This is a genomic window from Kerstersia sp., assembly GCF_052103615.1.
Taxonomy (GTDB): Bacteria; Pseudomonadota; Gammaproteobacteria; order Burkholderiales; family Burkholderiaceae_B; genus Kerstersia.
Map to the genome: position 1 here is coordinate 1 of NZ_JBQEKA010000052.1, position 21,347 is coordinate 21,347.

General features: G+C 62.1%; 14 protein-coding genes and 1 riboswitch. Of the genes, 11 read left to right on the plus strand and 3 right to left on the minus strand.

Annotated features, from left to right (window positions below):
- The 5 genes from ACTJGZ_RS11170 to ACTJGZ_RS11190 form a co-directional block, all read left to right on the plus strand.
- Positions 1–1,689: TonB-dependent receptor domain-containing protein (locus ACTJGZ_RS11170; RefSeq protein WP_441662997.1), on the plus strand; the 1,689-nt coding region annotated here is incomplete at its 5' end.
- 110 nt (positions 1,690–1,799) lie between these two features.
- On the plus strand, positions 1,800–4,385 hold the full coding sequence (locus ACTJGZ_RS11175) for a PKD domain-containing protein (protein WP_441662998.1): 2,586 nt from the start codon (positions 1,800–1,802) through the stop codon (positions 4,383–4,385).
- A gap of 223 nt (positions 4,386–4,608) precedes the next feature.
- Positions 4,609–4,687, plus strand: a riboswitch (SAM riboswitch).
- 37 nt (positions 4,688–4,724) lie between these two features.
- On the plus strand, positions 4,725–5,936 hold the full coding sequence (gene metX / locus ACTJGZ_RS11180) for a homoserine O-succinyltransferase MetX (protein WP_441663010.1): 1,212 nt from the start codon (positions 4,725–4,727) through the stop codon (positions 5,934–5,936).
- Positions 5,933–6,568 (plus strand): methionine biosynthesis protein MetW, encoded by a 636-nt coding sequence (gene metW, locus ACTJGZ_RS11185; RefSeq protein WP_441662999.1) that lies wholly within the window; start codon positions 5,933–5,935, stop codon positions 6,566–6,568. Before metX ends, metW begins: the two co-directional genes overlap by 4 nt.
- The gene (locus ACTJGZ_RS11190; protein WP_441663000.1) at positions 6,486–7,844 is read left to right on the plus strand and encodes an AmpG family muropeptide MFS transporter; all 1,359 of its coding nucleotides are present in this window, start codon (positions 6,486–6,488) and stop codon (positions 7,842–7,844) included. The genes metW and ACTJGZ_RS11190 overlap by 83 nt, the downstream gene beginning before the upstream one ends.
- A 231-nt stretch (positions 7,845–8,075) precedes the next feature.
- Here ACTJGZ_RS11190 and ACTJGZ_RS11195 read toward each other — a convergent pair whose 3' ends face one another.
- The 3 genes from ACTJGZ_RS11195 to ACTJGZ_RS11205 all read right to left on the minus strand — a co-directional run bounded on the left by ACTJGZ_RS11195 (position 8,076) and on the right by ACTJGZ_RS11205 (position 11,762).
- Positions 8,076–8,966, minus strand: a complete 891-nt coding sequence (locus ACTJGZ_RS11195) for a universal stress protein (protein ID WP_441663001.1) — start codon at positions 8,964–8,966, stop codon at positions 8,076–8,078.
- Between the two features lie 248 nt (positions 8,967–9,214).
- Positions 9,215–10,564, minus strand: a complete 1,350-nt coding sequence (gene gdhA / locus ACTJGZ_RS11200) for an NADP-specific glutamate dehydrogenase (protein ID WP_441663002.1) — start codon at positions 10,562–10,564, stop codon at positions 9,215–9,217.
- A gap of 400 nt (positions 10,565–10,964) precedes the next feature.
- Positions 10,965–11,762 carry an exodeoxyribonuclease III gene (locus ACTJGZ_RS11205; protein ID WP_441663003.1) on the minus strand — a complete coding sequence of 266 codons (798 nt, stop codon included), beginning with the start codon at positions 11,760–11,762 and terminating at the stop codon, positions 10,965–10,967.
- Between the two features lie 298 nt (positions 11,763–12,060).
- Between ACTJGZ_RS11205 and pyrE the strand changes: the two genes are divergently transcribed.
- The 6 genes from pyrE to ACTJGZ_RS11235 all read left to right on the plus strand — a co-directional run.
- A complete protein-coding gene (pyrE, locus tag ACTJGZ_RS11210) occupies positions 12,061–12,741 on the plus strand; it encodes an orotate phosphoribosyltransferase (RefSeq protein ID WP_441663004.1) in 681 nt (226 codons plus the stop codon).
- A 170-nt stretch (positions 12,742–12,911) separates the two neighbouring features.
- Positions 12,912–13,418, plus strand: coding sequence for a sigma-70 family RNA polymerase sigma factor (locus ACTJGZ_RS11215; protein WP_441663005.1), 507 nt, complete (start codon positions 12,912–12,914; stop codon positions 13,416–13,418).
- Positions 13,411–14,427, plus strand: coding sequence for a FecR domain-containing protein (locus ACTJGZ_RS11220; RefSeq protein WP_441663006.1), 1,017 nt, complete (start codon positions 13,411–13,413; stop codon positions 14,425–14,427). The genes ACTJGZ_RS11215 and ACTJGZ_RS11220 overlap by 8 nt, the downstream gene beginning before the upstream one ends.
- Before the next feature lie 341 nt (positions 14,428–14,768).
- Positions 14,769–17,315 (plus strand): TonB-dependent hemoglobin/transferrin/lactoferrin family receptor, encoded by a 2,547-nt coding sequence (locus tag ACTJGZ_RS11225; protein ID WP_441663007.1) that lies wholly within the window; start codon positions 14,769–14,771, stop codon positions 17,313–17,315.
- Between the two features lie 93 nt (positions 17,316–17,408).
- Positions 17,409–19,649, plus strand: a complete 2,241-nt coding sequence (locus ACTJGZ_RS11230; RefSeq protein WP_441663008.1) for a choice-of-anchor tandem repeat GloVer-containing protein — start codon at positions 17,409–17,411, stop codon at positions 19,647–19,649.
- Positions 19,650–19,687: 38 nt separating this feature from the next.
- A partial coding sequence (locus ACTJGZ_RS11235; RefSeq protein ID WP_441663009.1) for a hypothetical protein occupies positions 19,688–21,347 on the plus strand: 1,660 nt, incomplete at its 3' end.

The following is a 21,347-nucleotide window of genomic DNA, read 5'->3' on the forward strand; positions in this document are numbered from 1 at the left end:
GTCGCGGCCTACGCGACTCGCCGCCAGGGCAATTATTTTGCTGGCAAGCATGGCCCGTCGCCGACGGTCGATGTCTCGAATACCGCGCCCGGACAGTTCAATCTATGGACCAGCGTGTACCCCGAGATGGAGGGCGCGTCACGCTTTCGGGCTGGCGAGCTGGTGGTTAACAGCAACTATGAGAGCAAATCGTCGCTGCTGAAGGCGCAAATCAACCTGCCTGCCGATCAGGATCTGGAACTGAGCTGGATGCGTTACCACAGCGTGTATGGCGAGCTGATGCCATCGCAATTGATGTGGTTTGGCTATATCGCCCAGACGGATAACAGCGAAGTGACGGCCAATACCTATACCAGCCGCTACCGCTGGCGCCCGGCTGATAATCAGTTTTTCGATGTCGCGGCCAATCTGTGGCATACCAGTACCCGCAGCCAGAATCGCAACTATGGCGACGCTGCCGGCAGCAATAATGTCTGGCAATCGTTCGCGGCTAACAACGAGGAGCGCTACCGGCGCACTGGCGCAGACCTCAGCAACACCACGCGTTTCGAGTTTCTCGGGGAAACGGAGCTGCGCTACGGTGTTTCCCTGCAAAAAGAGCGGGTAGGCAATAGCGACCCTGTTTCCAGCAGCGTCAATAATGGCCGCAGCGGGGAACGTGATGAATACAGCGGCTTTTTCGCCCTGAAGTATCAGCCCGTGCCCAGCGTGACGCTGGATGCAGGCGTGCGGTATGTCCGTTACTCCGCCCAGGATCACAACAGCGCCATGCAGTGCGAACAGGATTGGCATATCGAAAACGATGGTTCCAGTTCGATTACGACCTGCGAGCAAGTGATGGTGGGCAAGGTGCGGCATAGCGGTTCCGCGCCTATCGTCAGCCTGAGCTGGGAGTTTTTGCCAGACTGGCAGATTTACGGCCGCTATGCTGAAGCGTTGCGCATGCCTAGCCTGTTTGAAAGTACTGGCGGTTTTTCTTTCAATACCGTGGTGGGCAGCAACCTGAAGCCGGAACATGCGCGCAACCGCGAGATCGGGCTGAGCTTCGTCCGTGATGGTCTGTTCGGCAGTGATGATGCCTTGCGCCTCAAGTTTTCCTATTTCCGGAATAACACCACGGACTATTTGACGCGGACCATTGCCAATGCCTCGGAAGAGACACTGAACAGCTTCCGCATGCGCAATATCGAAAGCGCCCGTTTTCATGGTTTTGAAGTGTCTGGCTCCTATGACGCGGGGCTTTTCTTTGCCGAGGCTGGCGCCACCCGCTACAACCGGATCGAGACCTGCCATAGCGGCAGCTACCGCCGCGAGCGATGCACGGACTTCGGCATTGCCGCCAGCTATATCAACAACATGATTCCGCCCAACTGGCACGGCAATGCAACGCTGGGGCTGCGCCTGTTCGACCGGCGCCTGACGCTGGGCATGCGGGGCACTTTCATGGGCGAGCGCAATCATTTGCCCGAGTTCGATAACCAGGGCGTTGACAGCGCTTTTGCCCGGCCAGTGCCGTGGCACAAGTACAGGGTGTTCGATCTGTTTGCGTCTTACCGGGTGAACGATCACGTCAGTGTGGATTTCAACATCGACAACCTGACGGACCGCTATTACCTGGATGCGCTGGGCCTGGGGCCGGTACCGGCCCCAGGCCGGACGGCCAGGCTGGGCGCTACCTTGCAATTCTGATTCCACACACGCCGGCGCTGGCGCCGGCAGCGACGACATTTGGCCGGAAGGCCGAGGCTGCCCGCTGGGGCGTGCGGCCAACATATAGGGGATGAGTCATGAAAGACTTAATGCGAAAACTGATTGCGGGGCTGGGGGTTGCCGCGCTACTGGCCGCCTGCGGCGGCGGCAGCGATAGCGGCGGATCAGGGGAAGACGGGGGTGGTAACGGCAGTGTCGCGGAGCGTCCGACAGCCGTGCTCAAGGCGACAGTCGGCACCCGGCAATTGACGGGAGGCGAAACGCTGGGCGCGGCCGACCGTATCGTGCTGGATGCCACGGGCAGCCGCACGCCTAGCGGGAAGCTGTCCTACGCCTGGCGTGTCATTCAGCAGCCGGGCAAGGCCAGCGTTGCCGATGCGACGGCGGGCCAGACGTACTTCGAGCCGGGCTTGGCGGGCGACTATACCCTGGGCCTGACGGTAGATAACGGCAAGGGGTTTGCGTCGCAGCAGATCAGTTTCCAGGTAAAGAGCGACTATCCGGTCGCGGTGGTGGATCGTTTGGAACGGGACATGCCGCTGGGGCAGGTGCAACTGGATGGCCGCAGGAGCCAGCCGCCTTCCGGCGGGGACGCGAACAAGCTGCGCTATGCTTGGAGCCTGACCGCAGTGCCTCCGGCCAGCAAGCTGCGCGAGCTGGCTGAGGATGAACGGAATCAGGCACAGCCGCGCTTTACTGTCGATGCGCCGGGCAAATACGAGGTATCGCTGCTCGTTAGCTACGAAGACAAGGTGAGTCTGGCGCCTGCCGTGCTGACGCTGAATATTCTGCCGCCAGCCGTGCTGCCCAAGGCCGTCATCACGCCTGTGTCCGCCGTGCCGCATGTGCGCGATCAAAAAATCACCTTGAGCGCGAGGGACAGCACACCGGGGAACCGGGGCGGAGCCTTGCAGTACCGCTGGAGCATGAATAACTCAGGGGAGTATTGGCCTGTTCCTGAGATGGAAGGCGCGGCCAGCCAGGAAATGAGCTTCATCCCGCGGGCTGCCGGGCGCTATGTCGTGACCTTGCTGACTTTCGACGGTGTGCAGTCGGCCTATACCGAATATACGATAGCCATCGAACGCCCGGCGGATGCGCCGCCGCGCCAACCGACGGCCTTATTCCTGCATCACTACAATCAAAACACCTTCGAGATCGAGAAAGGCAAGCGGACGGAACTGTATGGCAAGGCTTCCTACGATCTGGACGGTAATAGTTTCGGCTTGAAGTTTGAGTGGACGCTGCTGGAAGAGCCGGCGCCGGGGGCGGCCAAACTCGAATTGACGCAGGGCCGGACGTCCTATTTCACGCCGCGTGAGTACGCCGGGACGGGGCCGGAGCACTATAAGTTCCAGCTGCGGGTGCAAAGTGATGCAGGCGTGTGGTCTGAACCCGTGACGGGCGTGTTCAAGGTGTTGGATGGCGCCAATCGCACGCCGATTGCCCAGGCAGCAGTCACAGCCGGGTCGTCTAACGTCATGGTCGGGACCAAGGTCGTGGTGACCGGCGCCGGAAGCAGCGACCCTGACTCCAACCGCCTGAGCTACCGGTGGACGCTGGTCGATAGGCCCGACGGCAGTCTTGCCGCTTTGGAAAATGCGGACAAAATGCTGGCGTCTTTCACGACAGATAAGCCCGGCCCTTACCGGGTGAAGCTGGTAGTGACGGATAGCAATGGCGCATCCAGCATCGGCGACACGATTCTGCAGATCAATGCCAAGGCGCAGAATTACCCGCCCGAAGTGCGCCCGTACCAGAATAAGCCGTATGACCGGGAACAGCCCTTGCTGATCGAGCCTGCCCGTACTGGCTTGTCTTTCCTGACCCTGCCTGGGCCGTTCAATTATTACCAGGGCTTCGAGTTCACCCCCAATGCGTATGACCCGGACGGAGATACGCTGAGTTACATGTGGAGCCTGGCGCAGGCGCCGGCGGGGTACGACAAGCATAATCTGGGGTTGCGGACGCAGTATTGCCTGACCTCGGGAAGTTTCAACCCCTTTGTTGAATCGGTACAGGTTTGGCTGGACCGCCAGTTGTCCGCACGCGAATGGATGAATTGCCGCGATCTGTCGTTTGCGCCGTCCAAGACGGGGACGTATGACTTGACGCTGCATGTGACGGATGGCGCCGAAACAGTCGGGCCGTTCAAGTTCAGCGTTCAGGCTGCGACGCGTGAAGACTACCCCTCGCTGCTGCTGGAAGATATCTATCTTCAGCATGTCTTTACCGGCAATGACCTGGTGGTGCGCCGCCCCTTCCATATTGATGCCACGCACAACCCGGTCCAACTGTGGTTCCCGGCCAATATTCAGGACAGCATGCCCAGCGCTTTTGGGCTGGATACCTTCCGGGGTGATTTCGTGCTGCATACCTACCGCCTGACGGCGGGCGGCAGCGATTACACCATTACCAATCTCAAGGCGCTGGATGCCGAGGGGAAGGAGAAGGTCAAGTTTGTCGGCCTGGAAGACGGGCAGGTCATACGCAAGGGGGAAACCGTCGAGTTCCAGCTGGTGTGGCAAGTCACGGAGGCGCCCGCGCGCTGCTCGGTCACGGTCGAGCTGAAGGGCAAGGATTTGCACTGGTCCTTTGGGGTCAAGGAAAAGCCGGCGTTTACGTTCGACTATGGCACGCGCGCCGCGAACAGCGTGAACTGCGACAAGCCGTGATGTCACGACGGAGTCAATGGCAGCCTCAATGAGGGCGTAACGGCAGTGGAACCGGGCGGGAAGCATGCTTCCCGCCCGTTGCCGTGAGGGCACCTGTCCGGTCGCCGGGGGGCGGTGATGCCGGTCCGCGGGCCAGCCTCACGTGCCGCCGGGTAGGCCGGGACCCGTGGCCATATCAGGGTTTCTACGGCTGGGGGGCGGGGGAAGTGCTAGAATCTTCTTTCATCTTCATGGCGCCGATTTGCTTGATCTGCTTGCGGGCGCCCGATAAATCCCGCTAAAGAGGTCCATGTGACTCCTTCTTCCGTATCCTCAAACGTCGCCGGCCTCGGGTCGTGCGTGGTTCAGCCTGCATTGCAGCCCTCTGCGGTGCCTGCGGGTTCTGTCGGCGTGGTCCGGGCACAGAAAATCGCTTTCGACGAGCCCCTGCAATTGGTCAGCGGCCAGGTGTTGCCCAGCTATGAGCTGGCCATCGAAACCTATGGCGAACTCAATGCCGACCGTTCCAATGCCGTCCTCATCTGCCATGCGCTGAACGCCTCGCACCATGTGGCGGGCATTAATGCCGACAATCCCAAAGATATCGGCTGGTGGGACAATATGGTTGGCCCGGGCAAGCCGGTGGATACCAACCGCTTCTTTGTCATTGGCATCAATAATCTGGGTTCCTGCTTCGGCTCTACCGGGCCGGCCAGCACCAATCCCGCGACTGGCAAGCCTTGGGGCGCGGCCTTCCCGGTGGTGACGGTCGAAGACTGGGTGCATGCCCAGGCGCGGGTGGCGGATTATCTCGGCATTGAACGCTTTGCCGCTGTCATGGGCGGTTCGCTGGGGGGCATGCAGGCGCTCAGCTGGGCGATTACCTGCCCGGAACGGGTGGCCCACTGCGTGGTCATCGCCAGCACGCCTCGTTTGTCGGCGCAGAACATCGGCTTCAATGAGGTTGCGCGGCGCTCCATCATCACCGATCCGGATTTCCATGGCGGCGACTACTATGCCCATGGCACGGTGCCGGCCCGAGGCCTGTCAGTCGCGCGCATGGTGGGGCATATTACCTATCTGTCGGATGACGACATGGCCGAGAAATTCGGCCGGGTGCAACGCGAGCCCGCCGCCAATGGCGATTACCACTATGGCTACGATGTGGAATTCGAGGTGGAGTCCTACCTGCGCTATCAGGGCGAGAAATTCTCGCGCACTTTCGACGCCAATACCTATTTGCTGATTACCCGTGCGCTGGATTATTTTGATCCGGCGCGCCGCACGGGCGGCGATCTGGCGCGTGCGCTGGCGCCAGCCACGGCAGATTTTCTGCTGGTGTCGTTCACGACCGACTGGCGCTTCCCGCCGGAGCGCTCGCGTGAAATGGTCGGCGCCTTGCTGCAGAATGACCGCTCCGTGACGTACGGGGAAATCAATGCGCCGCATGGTCACGATGCCTTCTTGTTGACGGACTCGCGCTATCACGCGCTGGTGTCCGCGTATTTCGACAGAGTGGCGCAGGCGTGCGGCCTGGGGCAACGCCAGGCGCAGGCAGGAGAGCAGGCATGAGTGAGATTGTCGGTGTCAATGGCATGATCGTGCGCGGCGGCACGGCGCTGCGTCCTGATCTGGCGCGTATCGCCAGCTGGATTGAACCGGGTAGCCGGGTGCTGGACCTGGGCTGCGGGGATGGCACTCTGCTGGCAGAGTTGCGCGACCGCCGCCAGGTGCGCGGGCGGGGCGTGGAGTTGAGCGATCAATGCGTGATTGCCTGCGCCCGGCGTGGCGTGGATGTGATCCAGCAAAACCTGGAAGACGGGCTGGCCTTGTTCGATGACCAGGCCTTTGATACGGTGGTGCTGTCCAAAACCTTGCAGGCCATGCATAACACCGAGCATATCCTCAAGGAAATGGCGCGTGTGGCGCGCTATGGCGTGGTGTCCTTTCCCAACTTCGGCTATTGGCCGCATGGCTGGTCCATTCTGCGCGGCCGTATGCCCGTGACGGGTGAAATGCCTTATCAGTGGTACAACACTCCCAATATCCATCTTTGCACCCTGAGCGATTTTGAGGATCTGGCGCGCCAATGCGGCCTGCATATTCTTGAACGCGCCACCTTTGACCACAATCGCGAAGTACGCTGGCTGTCGAGCTGGCGCAGCACGCTGGCGGTCTATCGTTTCAGTTCGGCCGGCGCCTGAGGCGTGCAGCGGCCGGCGCCAGGAGATTCCCATTCGTATCGCCAGCCTGTTCACCAGCCGCCGTGTCGCTCCCCTGTTCCTGCTCGGCATGGCCAGCGGCCTGCCGCTGGAGTTGACCGGCAATACCTTGCAGGTATGGCTTACCGTCGCGGGCGTGTCACTGCAGGAAATCGGTTTGCTGACTTTGGCGGGCGCGGCCTACACCCTGAAGTTCCTGTGGTCGCCGCTGGTGGACCGTTATGCGCCGCCGGGGCTGGGGCGCCGCCGGGGCTGGATGTTCGTAATGCAGTGGCTGCTGGCGCTGTCTCTGATTGGCATGGGGCTGTTGTCTCCGGGTGAATCGCTGGGGACGCTGGCCTTGCTGGCCGTGATGGTGGCCTTTTTCTCCGCGACGCAGGATATAGCGTTCGATGCCTATCGCGCCGATCTGCTGCAGCCTTATGAGCGTGGCGCAGGCGTGGCCTTGTCGGTGCTGGGCTACCGGCTGGCGAAAGTCGTTTCGGGCGGGCTGGCAGTCGTTGCCGCCGAAAAATGGCTGGGCTGGAATAACGTCTATATCCTGATGGGCGTGGTGATGGCGGCGTTTTCCGCCGTGACCTTGCTGGCGGTGGAACCCGCGCGCGAGGTGCAGGCGCCAGTCTCCTTGCGCGCCGCTATCCTGGAACCTTTCCGCGAGTTCTTCGGGCGCGCGGGCGCCTGGGAAATGGTGCTCTTCATTGTGATCTACAAGCTGGGTGATGCTTTTGCATCGGCGCTGTCGAACACCTTCCTGATCCGGCATGGGCAGTTTGACGCCGAGACGGTGGGCTGGGTCAACAACGTGCTGGGCATCGCCGCGACCGTCGTCGGCGCAGTGGTGGGCGGCGCCTTGCTGGAACGGCTGCGCCTGTACCGGGCGCTGTTGCTGTTCGGCGCGCTGCAGGGTGCTTCCAACCTTGGCTATGCCTTCATCGCCTGGTACCCCGGCGAACTGACGCTGATGGTGCCCATCGTGGCATTCGAAAATATTTGCAGCGGTCTGGGCACGGCGGCTTTTGTCGCCTTGCTGCTGGCGGTTTGCGATGCGCGCTACTCCGCGACGCAGTTCGCGCTGCTATCCGCACTGGCCGCCATTGGCCGCACCTACATCGCCGGCCCCTTGACGCCGCCGCTGGTCGCCTGGCTAGGCTGGGCCGGTTTCTTTCTGGTCTCAGTCGTGATTGCCGTACCGGGCCTCTGGCTGCTCTGGCGCCGCAAGCGGGAAATCGAGCGCATGGACGCCAGCGCGGCGCAGTAACGAGGCAGTAACGGGGCAGTAATGGCGCAGTAATGGCGCACGCCGCGAGTACAAGTGCTGGCGGTGCTCTTCAGGCTGTGACACATGAGGCTGCCGCTATACGGCTGCGGTGCCGCCGCTGCCTCATCAGATTGGTGTCAGGCCGCACACCATAGGCTGGGAGCAGGTCCAAGACAAAAAAACAGCCGCTGGTTTCCAGGAAACCAGCGGCTGTTTTTGCGCCGGGGCGGGTTAGATTTCTTCGTCGGCTTCGTGCGGCTGGCGGACGACCAGCACGTCGCAGGACAGGTTTTCCAGCAAGCTGGCCGCGATGCTGCCGATGGCCGTGCGCAGGATGCCGGTCAGGCCATGGGTGCCAACCGCGACCAGATCGACATGGTTTTTGTAGGCATATTCGGATAGCAGCGAGACGGCATCGCCGATTTCTATCAGGATTTCCGGCCGCGCCCCGTCTTGCAGACCGGCGGTGTCATCCAGGAACTCTTCGCCCGTCTGTTTGGCGGCCTGGCGGAAGCCGTTGATGAGGGTCTGGGTTTGCAGCACGCCAGTGGCGGATGGCAGTTCCAGGGCGTGATAGAGCTTGAATGGCGTGCCGGGCAGCAGACTGACGACGGCATCGACGGCATGGCGTGAGCCTTCCGAGAAATCGGTGGCGATCAGCACGTTGCGGTACGGGTAGCGCGGCCGTTCTTTGACGACCAATACCGGCACCGGAATGTGGCGCACCAGTTTTTCCACTGTGGTGCCCAGCAGCAGGCGGCCCAGGGTTTCGTCACGGGCCACGCCGGCCACGACCAGTTCGGCCTGGGTTTCTTCGGCGACCTGGAGAATGACGTCCAGCGCCTTGCCTTGCTCCACGCGCACTTCGATGTCCACACCGCTTTCCGACAGGTCATCGAGCAGGCGGCGTTCGGCAAGGCTGCGGTGATCCGGCGCGAGTTTGCGCCAGGATGGCGTAATCAGCTGCGCGGTCAGTGACGGTTCGATGACATGCAGGGCGACCAGACGCGCCTGGCGGGCGCGGGCAAGCTGAACGGCGCGATCCAGCGCACGGTCACAGCGCGCGCTAAGGTCGGTAGTCAGAAGGATGGTGCGCTGTGAAGCAGCGTCGGCATGGGGCATGGCATTTGTCTCCGGCATAGGGCCAAGCGGAATACATGGTCTGGACAATATCATGCCGTGGCGTCACGGTTGACGTTTTGACGTGTATCAAGCCCTGGGAAACAATGCCGCAGAAGCGGGCAGAAGGCTGCCAGTAAACCGGCATTGCCAATAAAAAAACGCCCTTGCGGGCGTCGGGGGCGGCAACGGGGCCGCCAGGCTTGCGCCAGCCGGAAGTGCCTCCGTCTGGCGCATTTTGCTCATCCGGCTCAATACAGGCCTTGCTGCAGCATGGCGTCGGCAACCTTGACGAAGCCGGCGATATTGGCGCCATCCAGGTAGTTGACCTTGCCGGTGGTGTCGCTGGTGCCATAACGCACGCAGTTGGCGTGGATGTCATTCATGATGGCTTGCAGGCGCGTATCGACTTCATCGCGGGTCCAGGACAAGCGCATGGCGTTCTGGCTCATTTCCAGGCCCGAGACGGCAACGCCGCCAGCGTTGCTGGCCTTGCCCGGCGCATACAGCACACCGGCCTCAATGAAGGCGTGGGCCGCTTCCAGCGTGGATGGCATGTTGGCGCCTTCGGCCACGCAGCTGACGCCGTTTTTGATGAGCGTGCGGGCGTCTTCGATTTCCAGTTCATTTTGCGTGGCGCATGGCAGCGCCACATCGACCGCAACCCCCCAAGGGCGCTGGCCATCATGGAAGGGCAGGCCGAAGCGTTCGGCATAGACCTTCAAGGGCTGGCGCTCCGCATTTTTGATGTGCATCAGGGCTTGCAGTTTTTCCGGCGTGAAGCCTTCCGCATCGAAAACAAAGCCTTGGGAATCGGAGACCGTCAGCACCTTGGCGCCCAGTTGCATGGCTTTTTCCACGGCATATTGGGCAACGTTGCCCGAACCGGAGACCGCGACACGCAGGCCGTCGAAGGATTTGCCCTGGGATTGCAGCATATGCTGGGCAAAATACACCGTGCCGTAGCCGGTGGCTTCCGGACGGATCAGGCTGCCGCCGAAGCTCAGCCCCTTGCCGGTGAAGACGGCGCCATTCTGGTTGGACAGCTTTTTCATCATGCCGGCCATATAGCCGACTTCGCGGGCGCCCACGCCGATATCGCCAGCCGGCACGTCGGTGTCGGGGCCGATATGGCGGAACAGTTCAATGACCAGAGCCTGGCAGAAACGCATGATTTCCGCATCCGAGCGGCCCTTGGGGTCGAAGTCGGAACCGCCCTTGGCGCCGCCCATGGGCAGCGTTGTCAGCGCGTTTTTGAAGGTTTGCTCGAAGGCCAGGAACTTCAGGATGGACAGGTTCACCGAGGGGTGAAAGCGCATGCCGCCCTTGAAGGGGCCGATGGCCGAACTGTGCTGGATACGGAAACCGCGGTTCACATGCACGGCGCCCTTGTCATCGGTCCAGGAAATGCGGAACTGGATGGCGCGCTCGGGTTCGACCAGGCGTTCCAGCAGGCCTTGCTCGGCGTAGCGGGGGTTGGCTTGCAGGAAGGGCCAGAGACTGGAGGTTACTTCTTGCACGGCTTGCAGGAATTCCGGCTGGTGCGGATCGCGACGGGCGACTTGTGCCAGAAAATCGTCCAGGCTCTTCAAGGTCTTCAAAATACGGGCTCCCTCATGGGTAGGCGCAACAATCTGGTGCGCCAAATGATGCAAAACGGTGCGAGAGACGCATTCTATTACCAAAAATTCCTTTTGCGTGAAGGACTTACGAGAAAATTAAATGGGGACAGATTGAATGGAAATAAGTATTTGAAATAAAAATAGGGACAGTCTTGCGCTTAAGACGGGTGCCAGTTGCAAGACCTCTTGAATATAGCGGAATAGTTCATCATAAACAAAGGCTTGCGATAGCCTGTAGGAGTTTTTCCAGCGGGCGGGTCGAATCAGGGCAGGGCAGTCGGGCGCAGAAAATGAAAAAAGGCGGCAAATTTGCCGCCTTTTTCGCAAGCCCCGGGCTGTACCGCAGGCCAGCTCGGGCAAACAGGAGGAATCATGCCTGTCAGGTCAATGAAAACTCGTAGTCTATGGTCAAAGGAGCATGGTCGGAGAAGCGTTCGTCCTTGTAAATGGATGCGGAACGGGCGCTGGCGGCGATACCGGGCGTCGCAATCTGGTAATCAATACGCCAGCCTACGTTTTTCGCCCAAGCCTGTCCCCTATTACTCCACCAGGTATAGCACTCGTCTGTTGTCTCGGGATGCAAGTGCCGATAGACATCAACGAACCCTTTTTTATCAATGACTTGTGTCATCCATTCGCGTTCTTCGGGCAGGAAGCCGGAGTTCTTGCGGTTACCCTTCCAGTTCTTCAGGTCGATCTCATGGTGGGCGATATTCCAGTCGCCGCAAATAATGAACTCACGGCCATCCGCACGGTTTTCGTGCATGAGGGCATCCAGCCATGCATCGAAATGATCCAGGAAGCGGTACTTGGCCTGTTGCCGCTCGTCGCCGCTGGAGCCGGAAGGCAAATAGGCGCTGATGACACTGAAGCCCGGCCAATCGGCGCGGATGATGCGGCCTTCGCGATCGAACTCGGGGCATTCCATGCCTGCCACGACCTGTTCGGCGGGACGCGCCAGATACAGGCCAACGCCGCTATATCCTTTTTTCTCGGCCGCATGGAAGTGGCCGGTATAACCCGAGGGGTTGCGCAGCTCGTCGGTAATATCGGTTTCCTGCGCTTTGATTTCCTGCAGACAGACGATATCGGCGCTGTGCTGGGCAAGCCAGTCGGGCAGGCCTTTGCGGAAAGCGGAGCGTATGCCGTTCAGGTTGAGCGAAGTGATGCGTAGCAAGCCGGTATCCTTTTTAGCGATAAAGAGAGGAAACCGGCAGTGCGGCAGGTTCTGCCGCAGAGGCATGGCCGGCTTCCTGAGGCCTGGCTGGCGCCGCTGCCGTTTGCATGGCGGGGCGCTTGCCTGGGCGGGCATGAGGTCTGGATAGGCAATTTAACCGATGTTCTTGCCTGGGTGTGCCGCGGGCTGGCGGAAAACCAGGGCCGGAGATCCTGCGCATCTTGGGCAGGCAGCGCCAGCATGATGGGTAAATAAGGGATAATTGCTGTTTTCATCGCCTATCGCCGGTTTTTCTATCATGAGCACGACATTCCGCACTGATTTCGTCCGTTTCGCCCTGGAAGAGGGGGTTCTGCGCTTTGGCAGCTTTGTCACGAAATCGGGACGGGTCAGCCCATACTTCTTCAATGCGGGTCTGTTCAATACCGGCCGCAGTGTGGGTCGTCTGGCCGACTTCTATGCGCAAGCGCTGGAAACCGCCGGTTTGCAGTACGACATGCTGTTCGGCCCGGCCTATAAGGGGATTCCGCTGGCAACGGCAACGTCGGTGGCACTGGCCAGCCGCGCGGCGGGCCGCGGCAGCGATCTGGACGTGCCGTTTGCCTATAACCGCAAGGAAGCCAAAGACCACGGGGAGGGCGGGGTGCTGGTTGGCGCGCCGCTGGCAGGCAAAGTCGTGATTATTGATGATGTCATTACGGCAGGAACCTCTGTGCGCGAGTCCGTTGCCATGATCCGGGACGCCGGCGCCGAGCCGGGCGCGGTACTGATTGCCATGGACCGCATGGAGCGCGCCGGCAGCGACGATGCCCTGGCGCCGTACTCCGCCGTGGAAGAAGTGCAACAGCGCTATGGCCTGCCGGTCATCAGCATCGCTTCTTTGGAAGATATTCTGTCGGTATTGGCTGAACGCGGTGAAATGGAAGCTTATCGTGCCGATGTGCTGGCATATCGCGCGCGTTACGGTGTGACGATCTAAGTTTCCTGCGGCCAGCCCGCGCAGGATTCAAGCGGCCCGTCCTGAGTGATGGGCCGTTTTTTTTGCCTGCTCGCGGCCATGCGCCGGGGCAGCCGCGGCGTCTGGGATAATCTTCAACATATAATTGAGACTGATTTCCATTCTTTTGGCCTGCGCGCCAGGAGCTTGCCGTGCCCACGCCCGATCTTTCCCTGCAGTCTTTGTACCGTGACCACCATCAATGGCTGGTGACCTTGCTGAGGCGCAAGCTGGGAGGGAATGTGGACAATGCGGCGGATCTGGCGCAGGACACCTTCGAGCGGATGTTGCGCGGGCCAGCGCCGGCCCTGCAGCAAATCAAAGAACCGCGCGCTTATCTCAGGACCGTGGCCAGCCGCCTGGCAGCGCAGTATTTCCGCCGTCAGGCGCTGGAACAGGCTTATATGGAAGCCCTGGCTGCGCAGTCGGAAGTCTGCGCGCCGTCCGTGGAAGAACAGGCGCTGGTGCTGGAGGCACTGGCGCAAGTGGGCCGCGTTCTGGATGGTTTGCCCGAGCGCACGCGCGCCATCTTTCTGTTGTCCCAGCTGGATGGCCTGAGTTACCCGCAGATCGCAGCCGATATGGGGCTGAGCATCAATGTGGTGCAGAAAGCCATGTCGCAGGCATTGCGGCATTGCTATATGGCTGTCTATGGCTGAGCGCAAATTATTCGACGCGCATGACGAGCGCCATGAGATACCGGCTGCTGTGCCGGATGCCGTGCTGGATCAGGCGATTCACTGGGTCATGCTGATGCAGTCCGGCACGGCCGGCGAGCGTGAGCGCGAAGCCTGTAGGCGCTGGCGTGCCCAGCACGATGACCATGAACTGGCCTGGCAGCGGCTCGCCGGGCTGTGCGGCGATGTGCAGCGCGGCACCGCCGGGACGCCCGCGCCGCTGGCCCGCCGCGTGCTGGCCAGCGGCGCTCGGGTGAGCGGGCGGCGCAAGGCGGTCAAGCTGATGCTGGGCACGGCTGGCGCCGGTGTGTTGTCCTGGGCCGCAGTGCGGCACCTGGACCTGGGCGTCACGACGCTGATGGCGGATTACAGCACCGGCGTGGGCGGTCGCGAACGCATTTTGCTGCCGGATGGCAGCCAGCTGGTGCTCAATACGGATAGCGCGGTTGCCATAGACTTCAATGCGCAGCAGCGCGTTTTGCAACTGCTGCGGGGCGAGCTGCTGCTGGAAACCGCCAGCGATGCCCAGGCCAGGCCCATGCTGGTCAATGCCGGCGATATGGCCATCCGGCCCTTGGGCACACGTTTTGCCGTACGTCGTTTCAGCGCGGCCGATGTGCGTGTCGCGGTGCGGGAAGGGGCGGTGGAATTGCGTCATCGCCAATTGCCCGGGCAGCAGCTGGTGCAAGCTGGCGAACAGGGCGCTAGCGGCAAGGCAGGCTGGGTGGCCAAGCGCCGCCTGGAAGATATCTGCGATTCCTGGGAACGAGGCATGCTGGTGGTGGAGCGTATGCCGCTGGGGGCGTTTGTGGACGAACTGAGCCGCTACCGCCATGGGGTGCTGCGCTGTGATCCGGCGGTCGCGGCCTTGCAGATATCCGGCGCGTTTCCGCTCGCCGATACGGATGCGGTGCTGGCAGCCGTCACGGCAGTCCTGCCGATATCGGTGCGCCGCATTACGCCTTATTGGGTCACGCTGGCCGCTGCCTGAGCGCAGCCGTCCGGGCCAGCGGTTGCAGGGAGCAGGCCTTGCCAATTCCTGTCTCCTGGCCTGTCTCCTGGCCTGGCGCCTGGGCTGGCGTTTTTCCGGGCTGGCCTTGCAGCGGCAGCCGCCGGATATCAGCGGCAAACACAGCCTGTATGACTGGGCCGGGACGGCCCATGGCGTTCTGCGGCCGGCGCCGATCTCCTGACTGAGATTGCAGTCAGGATTCATTCTTGTTTGTAACTCTGTGTAAATAACCGGCAGGTTTTCCTCTTTCGCGCATCAAGCAGAACAGAAGCGGCCATGTCTGGCTGCCAGATTGCGACACATTTTGGGAATACGCGGGTATGGCGCAGAAAATATTGCCACCGGTGCTGGCGCGGGCAGCCCTGTGGGCAGCCTTGATGCCGGCAGCAAGCCTGCTTGGGCAGACGGCGGCGCACGCGCAGGAAACGGCGGATAGCCGTCATGAACTGCGGCGTTACAACATTGAAGCCGGGACGCTGGACCAGGTGCTGGGGCGCTTCGGGCGCGATAGCGGCGTTCTTGTGGCGATAGATCCGGCCTTGACGGCGGGCCTGCAAAGCCAGGGCCTGAACGGCAGTTTCGGTGAACGGGCCGCGCTGGAAACACTGCTGGCCGGCAGCGGGCTGGAAGCCGTGGCGGCGCCCCAGGGGGGCTACCGCCTGCAACGCGTGCCAGTCGCGCGGGAAGCGGGCGTATCGGCGCTGGCGCCGGTGCTGGTGACGGCCGAGCTGGACCGCGCGGCGGCGGTTTATGAAACGCCGGGGTCGGTGGCTGTGGTCACGCGTGAGCAGATGGACCGGATTCCGGCCCGCAGCATCGGTGATGTGCTGGCGGATGTGCCGGGGGTGTATTCGGTCGGGTCACGGCAAGGCGGCGGGCTGTCGGTCAATATCCGTGGCATGCAGGATTTTGGACGCGTCAACGTCATGATCGACGGCGCCCGCCAGAATTATCAGCAAAGCGGCCATGGCAGCAACGGTTCAGCCTATATCGACCCGGAATTATTGGCGGGCGTGGATATTTCCAAAGGCCCCAGCTCCACCACCGGCGGCGCGGCCGTCATCGGCGGCGTGGTCAACTTCCGCACGCTGGAAGCCAGTGACCTGATGGCGCCAGATGAAAACTATGGCGGCCAGATCACCACGACTGCGGGCAGCAATGCCTTTCATTTTTCCGGTAGCGCGGCAGTGGCGGCGCGGCTGGGCGAAGATGTGGATCTGATCGCGGCGGTCAGCCGCCGCAAGCTGGGCAGTTTTGAACCGGGCAAGCATGGCGGCCTGGCGGACGACGCCTATTCCAACCTGATCTGGTCTGGCTATATCCTGTCCCAGGAATACTGGTCGGGCCTGGCAAAACTGGGCTGGCAGATCACGCCGGACCACCATCTGAAACTGAGTTATCTGGGCTTCGATTCCCGCCGCGACCTCAGCCGCGAAAGCAATGCGAATAGCCAGGTGCGGCGCGATACGCTGATCGCCAATTACCGCTGGACGCCAGACAGCCCGCATATCGACCTGGATGCCGCGCTGTATTACACCCGTACCCGGAATTCGGAGCAGCGCGAAGGCAGCGAGCAACTCGGTTATGGCCCGTATCAGGTGCGCTACCAGACCAGCACGGTAGGCGGTTCCCTGGAAAACCGGGCGCGCTACGAGCTGGGGCAGTATGCGCTGTCATGGCGCTTGGGCAGCGAGTTCTTCCATGACTGGACCGACCCGCAGGCGCAAAGCAGCGACACCTCGCTGACCGGCCAGCAGAACTACAACTCGGTCTGGTTCACGGGCAGCACGCCGGAAGGCAAGCGCACGGTGGCCAGCCTGTTCAGCGAAGCCACCCTGTCGTATCAGGAATGGCTGGAGCTGACGGCCGGGCTGCGGTATGACTGGTACGGCCTGGAAGGCAACGGCAAAATCATGACCGGGGCCATTGCCAACCAGCCTGGGGTGCGTCCGGGCACCACGTATGTCTGGACCGCCTTTGATGTGAACCGGCATGCCAGTGCGGTTTCGCCGCGTGTTTCGGCCGCGCTCAAGCCTTGGGAGCCGCTGCAATTCTTCGCCAGCTTCGGTAAGGGCATGCGTCCGCCCGCGATTACCGAAACGCTGATCGGCGGCGCCCACCCGGGCAATATGATGCTGTATTACCCGAATCCGGGCCTGCTGGAAGAGCGCGCGACGAATTGGGAGTTGGGCAGCAACCTGATTCTGCATGACCTGATTGCGCCGAATGACAGCTTCAAGATGAAGGCGGCCTGGTTTGAAAACAAGGTGCGCAATTACATGGCCATGGCCGTGGTGAAGTCGCCGGACGGCCAGTCCGGTGAGGGGACTTTCGCGCCCCGCGCCTATGTCAATCTGGATGATCCGTTCCGCTCGCGCGGCCTGGAGCTGCAGGCCGATTACGACGCTGGCGTGGTGTTTGCCGGTGTTTCCTACACGCATATGCTGGTGTACCCCGGCGATGGCGGCTACAACCCGTTCCCGCTGGGCAGCCTGGTGGGCGAAAGCAGTACGACGCTGGGCAAGCCTGGCGACGGCAACATCGGCTACATGCTGCCGCCACGCAAGATGGCCGCGCTGACGCTGGGCACGCGCCTGTTCGAGCGCCGCCTGACACTGGGCGGCCGGGTGCGCTGGCGTTCGCCGCAGCGCTATCAGCTGTCCGATCAGTTTCAGGAAATCAGCGTTGCCAATGTGGCCAATGCGCAGTTGGTGGATTTGTGGGCCAGCTATGAATTCAGCAAGGCGCTGACGCTGCGGCTGGCCGTGGATAACCTCACCGACCGCAATTACTCCGAGATGAGCGGCGGTTCCTATTTCCTTGCGCCTGGCCGGACGGTCAGCGGCACGCTTGCCGTGCGCTTCTGAGCGCCGCTCATGCGCCTGGTTAAGCATACGGTAACGCCTCTGGCCGTGCGCGCGTCATTCATGCGCGGTTTGCGCGCCGTATGCCCAGCCGTCATGAAACGTTCATTCCCTTCTTTTTCCCGCGAGACCGATCTGATGCCGCGACTTTCCCTACTGAGTGCTGTTCTCCTGCCCCTGTTGGCCGTGGCCGGCGCGGCGCATGGCAATGCCAACCCGCCCGTGAGCGTGACGCATCTGACGTCGTTTCATTCGTCGGGCGAGAATACGACCACTGGCGAGAATCCCAAGGGCTGGCCGGCCGTGGCCTATCCGTCCGCTCCGCCGGTATTGAGCCTGGACCCGGTACGCAAACGCAGTTATCTGTTCGGGGGCTTCAAGGGCATGGGCCCGTTGCGCGCTCTCAGCGGGGAAATCCGGGAAACCATGTTCACTGCGCCGGGTTTGTACTGGCTGCAGCCGTCCCCCGGCCTGTATGAACGGCTGGAGATGGAGGCCGAGCGGCTGTATGGCCTGATTCCCGGCACGCCGGTGCGCGCGCCGGATGGCATGAGTCTGTATGGCGTCATGACCAGCGTGAAAGGCGAGGCGTATGCCGATCAGCCGGATCTGCTCGATGCCGACGGTAATGTGACGACCGGCTATGTGCTGAATTTCAGCAAAGGCGTGGGCAAAGGCATTGTGTTTCAGGCCGATTATGACGGCACGCATCTGCGCGCTGTTGCGTCCACGGTTGGACAGCTCTATACGCCCAACGGCGCGCTGGTCATGGATGCCGCGGGCAACCTCTATGGCGTGGATAAAGGCCCCAAAGGCCAGGGACGCATCTTTACCGTGAAGGCCGACGGCAGTTTTGGCGTGGTGCACGAATTCAGCGCGGGTCCGGATGGCCGGCGCCAGGTGGCCAACGACCTGACGCTGGGCAGCGATGGCCTGCTGTATGGCATTACAGGCTATGACCGCGGCATGCCGTTCGACGCAGGCACGCTGACGGCGCCGGAGACGCCTGTCGGTTCCTTGTACCGCATCGACCCGGCACAGCCTGCTTCTTTTACGGTGCTGCATACGTTCACGCTGGCTGAGGGTGAAATCAATGTCGAGGACAATGTCACCAGCCATAGCCACCGGGAATATCCGTCGCGCCAGCCGACACAATCGCTGTTTGGCAAACAGGTTTTCAGTAGCTATGACGAAACCAGTGTTGGCTTGTCATCGCTCGTGGAAGGGCCGGATGGATGGCTCTACGGCACGACATCCGTGTCGCAGTGCCAGCTGTATTCGCCTGCGCTGATTCCTGCCGGCACCTACACCGTCGTCAATGCCGCCGCGCCATTGTGCGGCCGCGCGCATAACGGGACGCGACAGTACGGCAAGCTGAGCTATCCCTACTATGACGGCCCGCTGCCGCATGGCGCCATTTACCGTGTCCGCAAGGATGGCAGCGCCTTTGAATTGCTGCACCGTTTCAGCGGCGCGGACGGCAGCACGCCGCGCGGCAGTCTGGCGGTTGGGCAGGATGGCGCTATCTATGGCACGACCGCCAGCGGCGGCGCCAACCGCCACTGGAGTTTCTCGTATGCCGCTGACGGGCAGTTGCGCCTGGACCGCCAGCCGACTTGCGACGACTTTGGCCTGAGTTCGCTGCGCCAGCGTTGCCTGGAAGCCGGGGCGGAAAACTATGTGTCATTGCAGCAAAGCGGGCAGGCGGTCAGCAATGGCGTGCTGTACCGCATTGTGCCGGCGCGTATCGGCACGGAAGCCGGGCCTTTTGAATTGCTGCACTCCTTCAAGCACAACGTGGAAGGCTATCACCCCCTGGGTGTTAAAGCGGCAGGGGATGGCCGCCTGTATGGCGTAACCGGCTTGGGCGGTCAGGGCTATATGTCCAGCAATGGCATCAAGTTTCTGGCGGACGACAAAGGGGCGGTCTTCACTGTGGACTTGAAGGGCGACACGCCTTCCGGCGCCGTGACGCTGGTGGCGGCGCCCGGGCAGGTGGCCGTGGGCCAGAAGGCGGAACTGACCTGGACCAGCTTCCAGGCCCAGGATTGCCAGGCTTCGTCTTCGGACGGCAGCTGGAGCGGGCCGGTGGAGGCGCAGGGCAGCATAGACCTGGAAAAAGCCGCAGGCACCTATCGCTACCGTCTGAGCTGCACCGACAGCGTCAAGCTGACGGAAGTGTCGGCGACGGCAGTGCTGTACGTCGATACCTCCGCCAATGTGGATGACGGCAACACCGTGGAATATGGCAATGGCGGCGCGGGCGGCATGCCGCTGGGCCTGTTGGCGCTATTGCCCGCGGCATGGGCCTGGCGCCGTCAGCGCCAGACACACTGAATTCAAACTTTCTATGTGATCCGTCTCGAGGAGAGGACATGAGCTATCGCATTTCAGCGCGCCAGACCGCGCGCTTGGCCGGCGGCGCAGCCGGGCTTCTGATCGCCCTGGGCGTTTCCGCCCAGGAGCAGGCGATCCAGCCGCACGCTATCGTCGTTTTCAGCGGCGTCGGGGTCGGGGGCGCAGCGGATCCTGGCGACAAGCCGGGCCGCTGGATGCGGACGACGCCTACGCTGGGCCCTGATGGCAAGTTGCATGGCATGACGGCAGGATCCAGTTTCTTCAAGGATAGCCGCTGGTTCAGTGTCGCTGCCGATGGGCAGGGCTATACCGTCAGGCAGCCGGGCGATGCGGTCGCGACCATCGCCGGGCCGCTGATCAGCGTGGGCCAGGGCAGCAGCGGCAAGCTGTTTGGCAGCACGGGAACCGTCGCATTCCAGATGGCGCCGGGACAGGAAGCCGTTGCCTTGACGCCCGCTGCGCCGGATGGCAGCCCATTGAAGATCTCCGCCATGCTGCCCGCCATGGCGGCAGGAACGGATGGCGCGATCTTCCTTAGCGCCCGCACTGGCAGCGCCAATCCCCAGGTATGGCGCCGTCTGGCGGATGGCGGCTTTGAACTGCTGGCGGATTTTGGCCGGGCGGAGCACGTGGTCAGCAAGCAAGTCCTGCCTGGCGTCTCACTGGTGGATAAATACCTCAAGGGCAACAATACGGTGGCCTTGCTCTGGAGTGAGTCCGACCAGGCGCTGTATGGCGTCACGGAAGATGCCGCCTACGATGGCAAGAGCGGTGATGCGCAGACGGTGCCGGGGGACATTCCGGTAGGGACGATTTACCGGATCAAGGCAGCCGAGTTCAAGACCGATGGCAGCAGCCCTATCGAATTGCTGCACACCTTTGCGGGCCGCCGCGACGGTGCCGCCAAGACGCTGTCCTACCGCGCGCCAGCGCTGGTGGAAGTGGGCGAGTGGCTGTATGGCACGACGACAGCGGCCACGCGGGTAGGCAATCCCAACGATAAGCAGGATGGCCGTATCTGGCGGATGCGCAAGGATTGCATCAGCACGGCAGCCAGCAGTTGCCTGGAAATCGTGTACCGCTTCGATACCGCAGGCGCCCTGACGGCAGCCAATGGCGGCGCTTTGCCGCTGGGGCCGCTGGTGTATGCGGCGGACGGTAATGTGTACGGGACGACGTTCCGCGGCGGCAAGGATGCCACCAGCGAAAAGAATGGCCAGGGCACGCTGTTCCGTATTGCGAATCCAAAGGCGGAAAATCTGAACGATGTTGAATTCGCGCAGATTCATGCCTTCGATGCGGTGGCCATGGGCAGCGCGCCTAGCGGCCTGGCCCTGGCGACCAAAGCCAATGGCAAGCAGACCATTGTGGGCGTGACCGAGTTTGGCGGCACGGCGTCGGATACCTACAGCGCCGCGGACAACAGCAGCTCCGGTTTCGGTACGATTTTTGCCTTTGACGTTGCGTTGCCTGCCGCGGCCATTACCCGCTTTGAGGCCGCCGGCGGCCAGAGCGCCAAGGTGGAAGAGGGAAGCAAAGTGACGCTTTCCTGGGCCACATCTGGTGCTTCCGTTTGCGAAGCTGGCGGCGACTGGAGCGGTGCGCAACAGGCTGAGGGTAGCGCGGAAGTCGGGCCGCTGGCCTATCGTGCCGACCCCTACCGCTACACGCTGATTT

What these genes read in the sequence shown, in the direction of transcription:
- ACTJGZ_RS11175 (WP_441662998.1), top strand. Translation starts at nt 1,800, where the DNA reads ATGCGAAAACTGATTGCGGGGCTGGGGGTTGCCGCGCTACTGGCCGCC.
- metW (WP_441662999.1), top strand. Translation starts at nt 5,933, where the DNA reads ATGAGTGAGATTGTCGGTGTCAATGGCATGATCGTGCGCGGCGGCACG.
- ACTJGZ_RS11195 (WP_441663001.1), bottom strand. Translation starts at nt 8,966, where the DNA reads ATGCCCCATGCCGACGCTGCTTCACAGCGCACCATCCTTCTGACTACC.
- pyrE (WP_441663004.1), top strand. Translation starts at nt 12,061, where the DNA reads ATGAGCACGACATTCCGCACTGATTTCGTCCGTTTCGCCCTGGAAGAG.
- ACTJGZ_RS11220 (WP_441663006.1), top strand. Translation starts at nt 13,411, where the DNA reads ATGGCTGAGCGCAAATTATTCGACGCGCATGACGAGCGCCATGAGATA.
- ACTJGZ_RS11225 (WP_441663007.1), top strand. Translation starts at nt 14,769, where the DNA reads ATGGCGCAGAAAATATTGCCACCGGTGCTGGCGCGGGCAGCCCTGTGG.
- ACTJGZ_RS11230 (WP_441663008.1), top strand. Translation starts at nt 17,409, where the DNA reads ATGAAACGTTCATTCCCTTCTTTTTCCCGCGAGACCGATCTGATGCCG.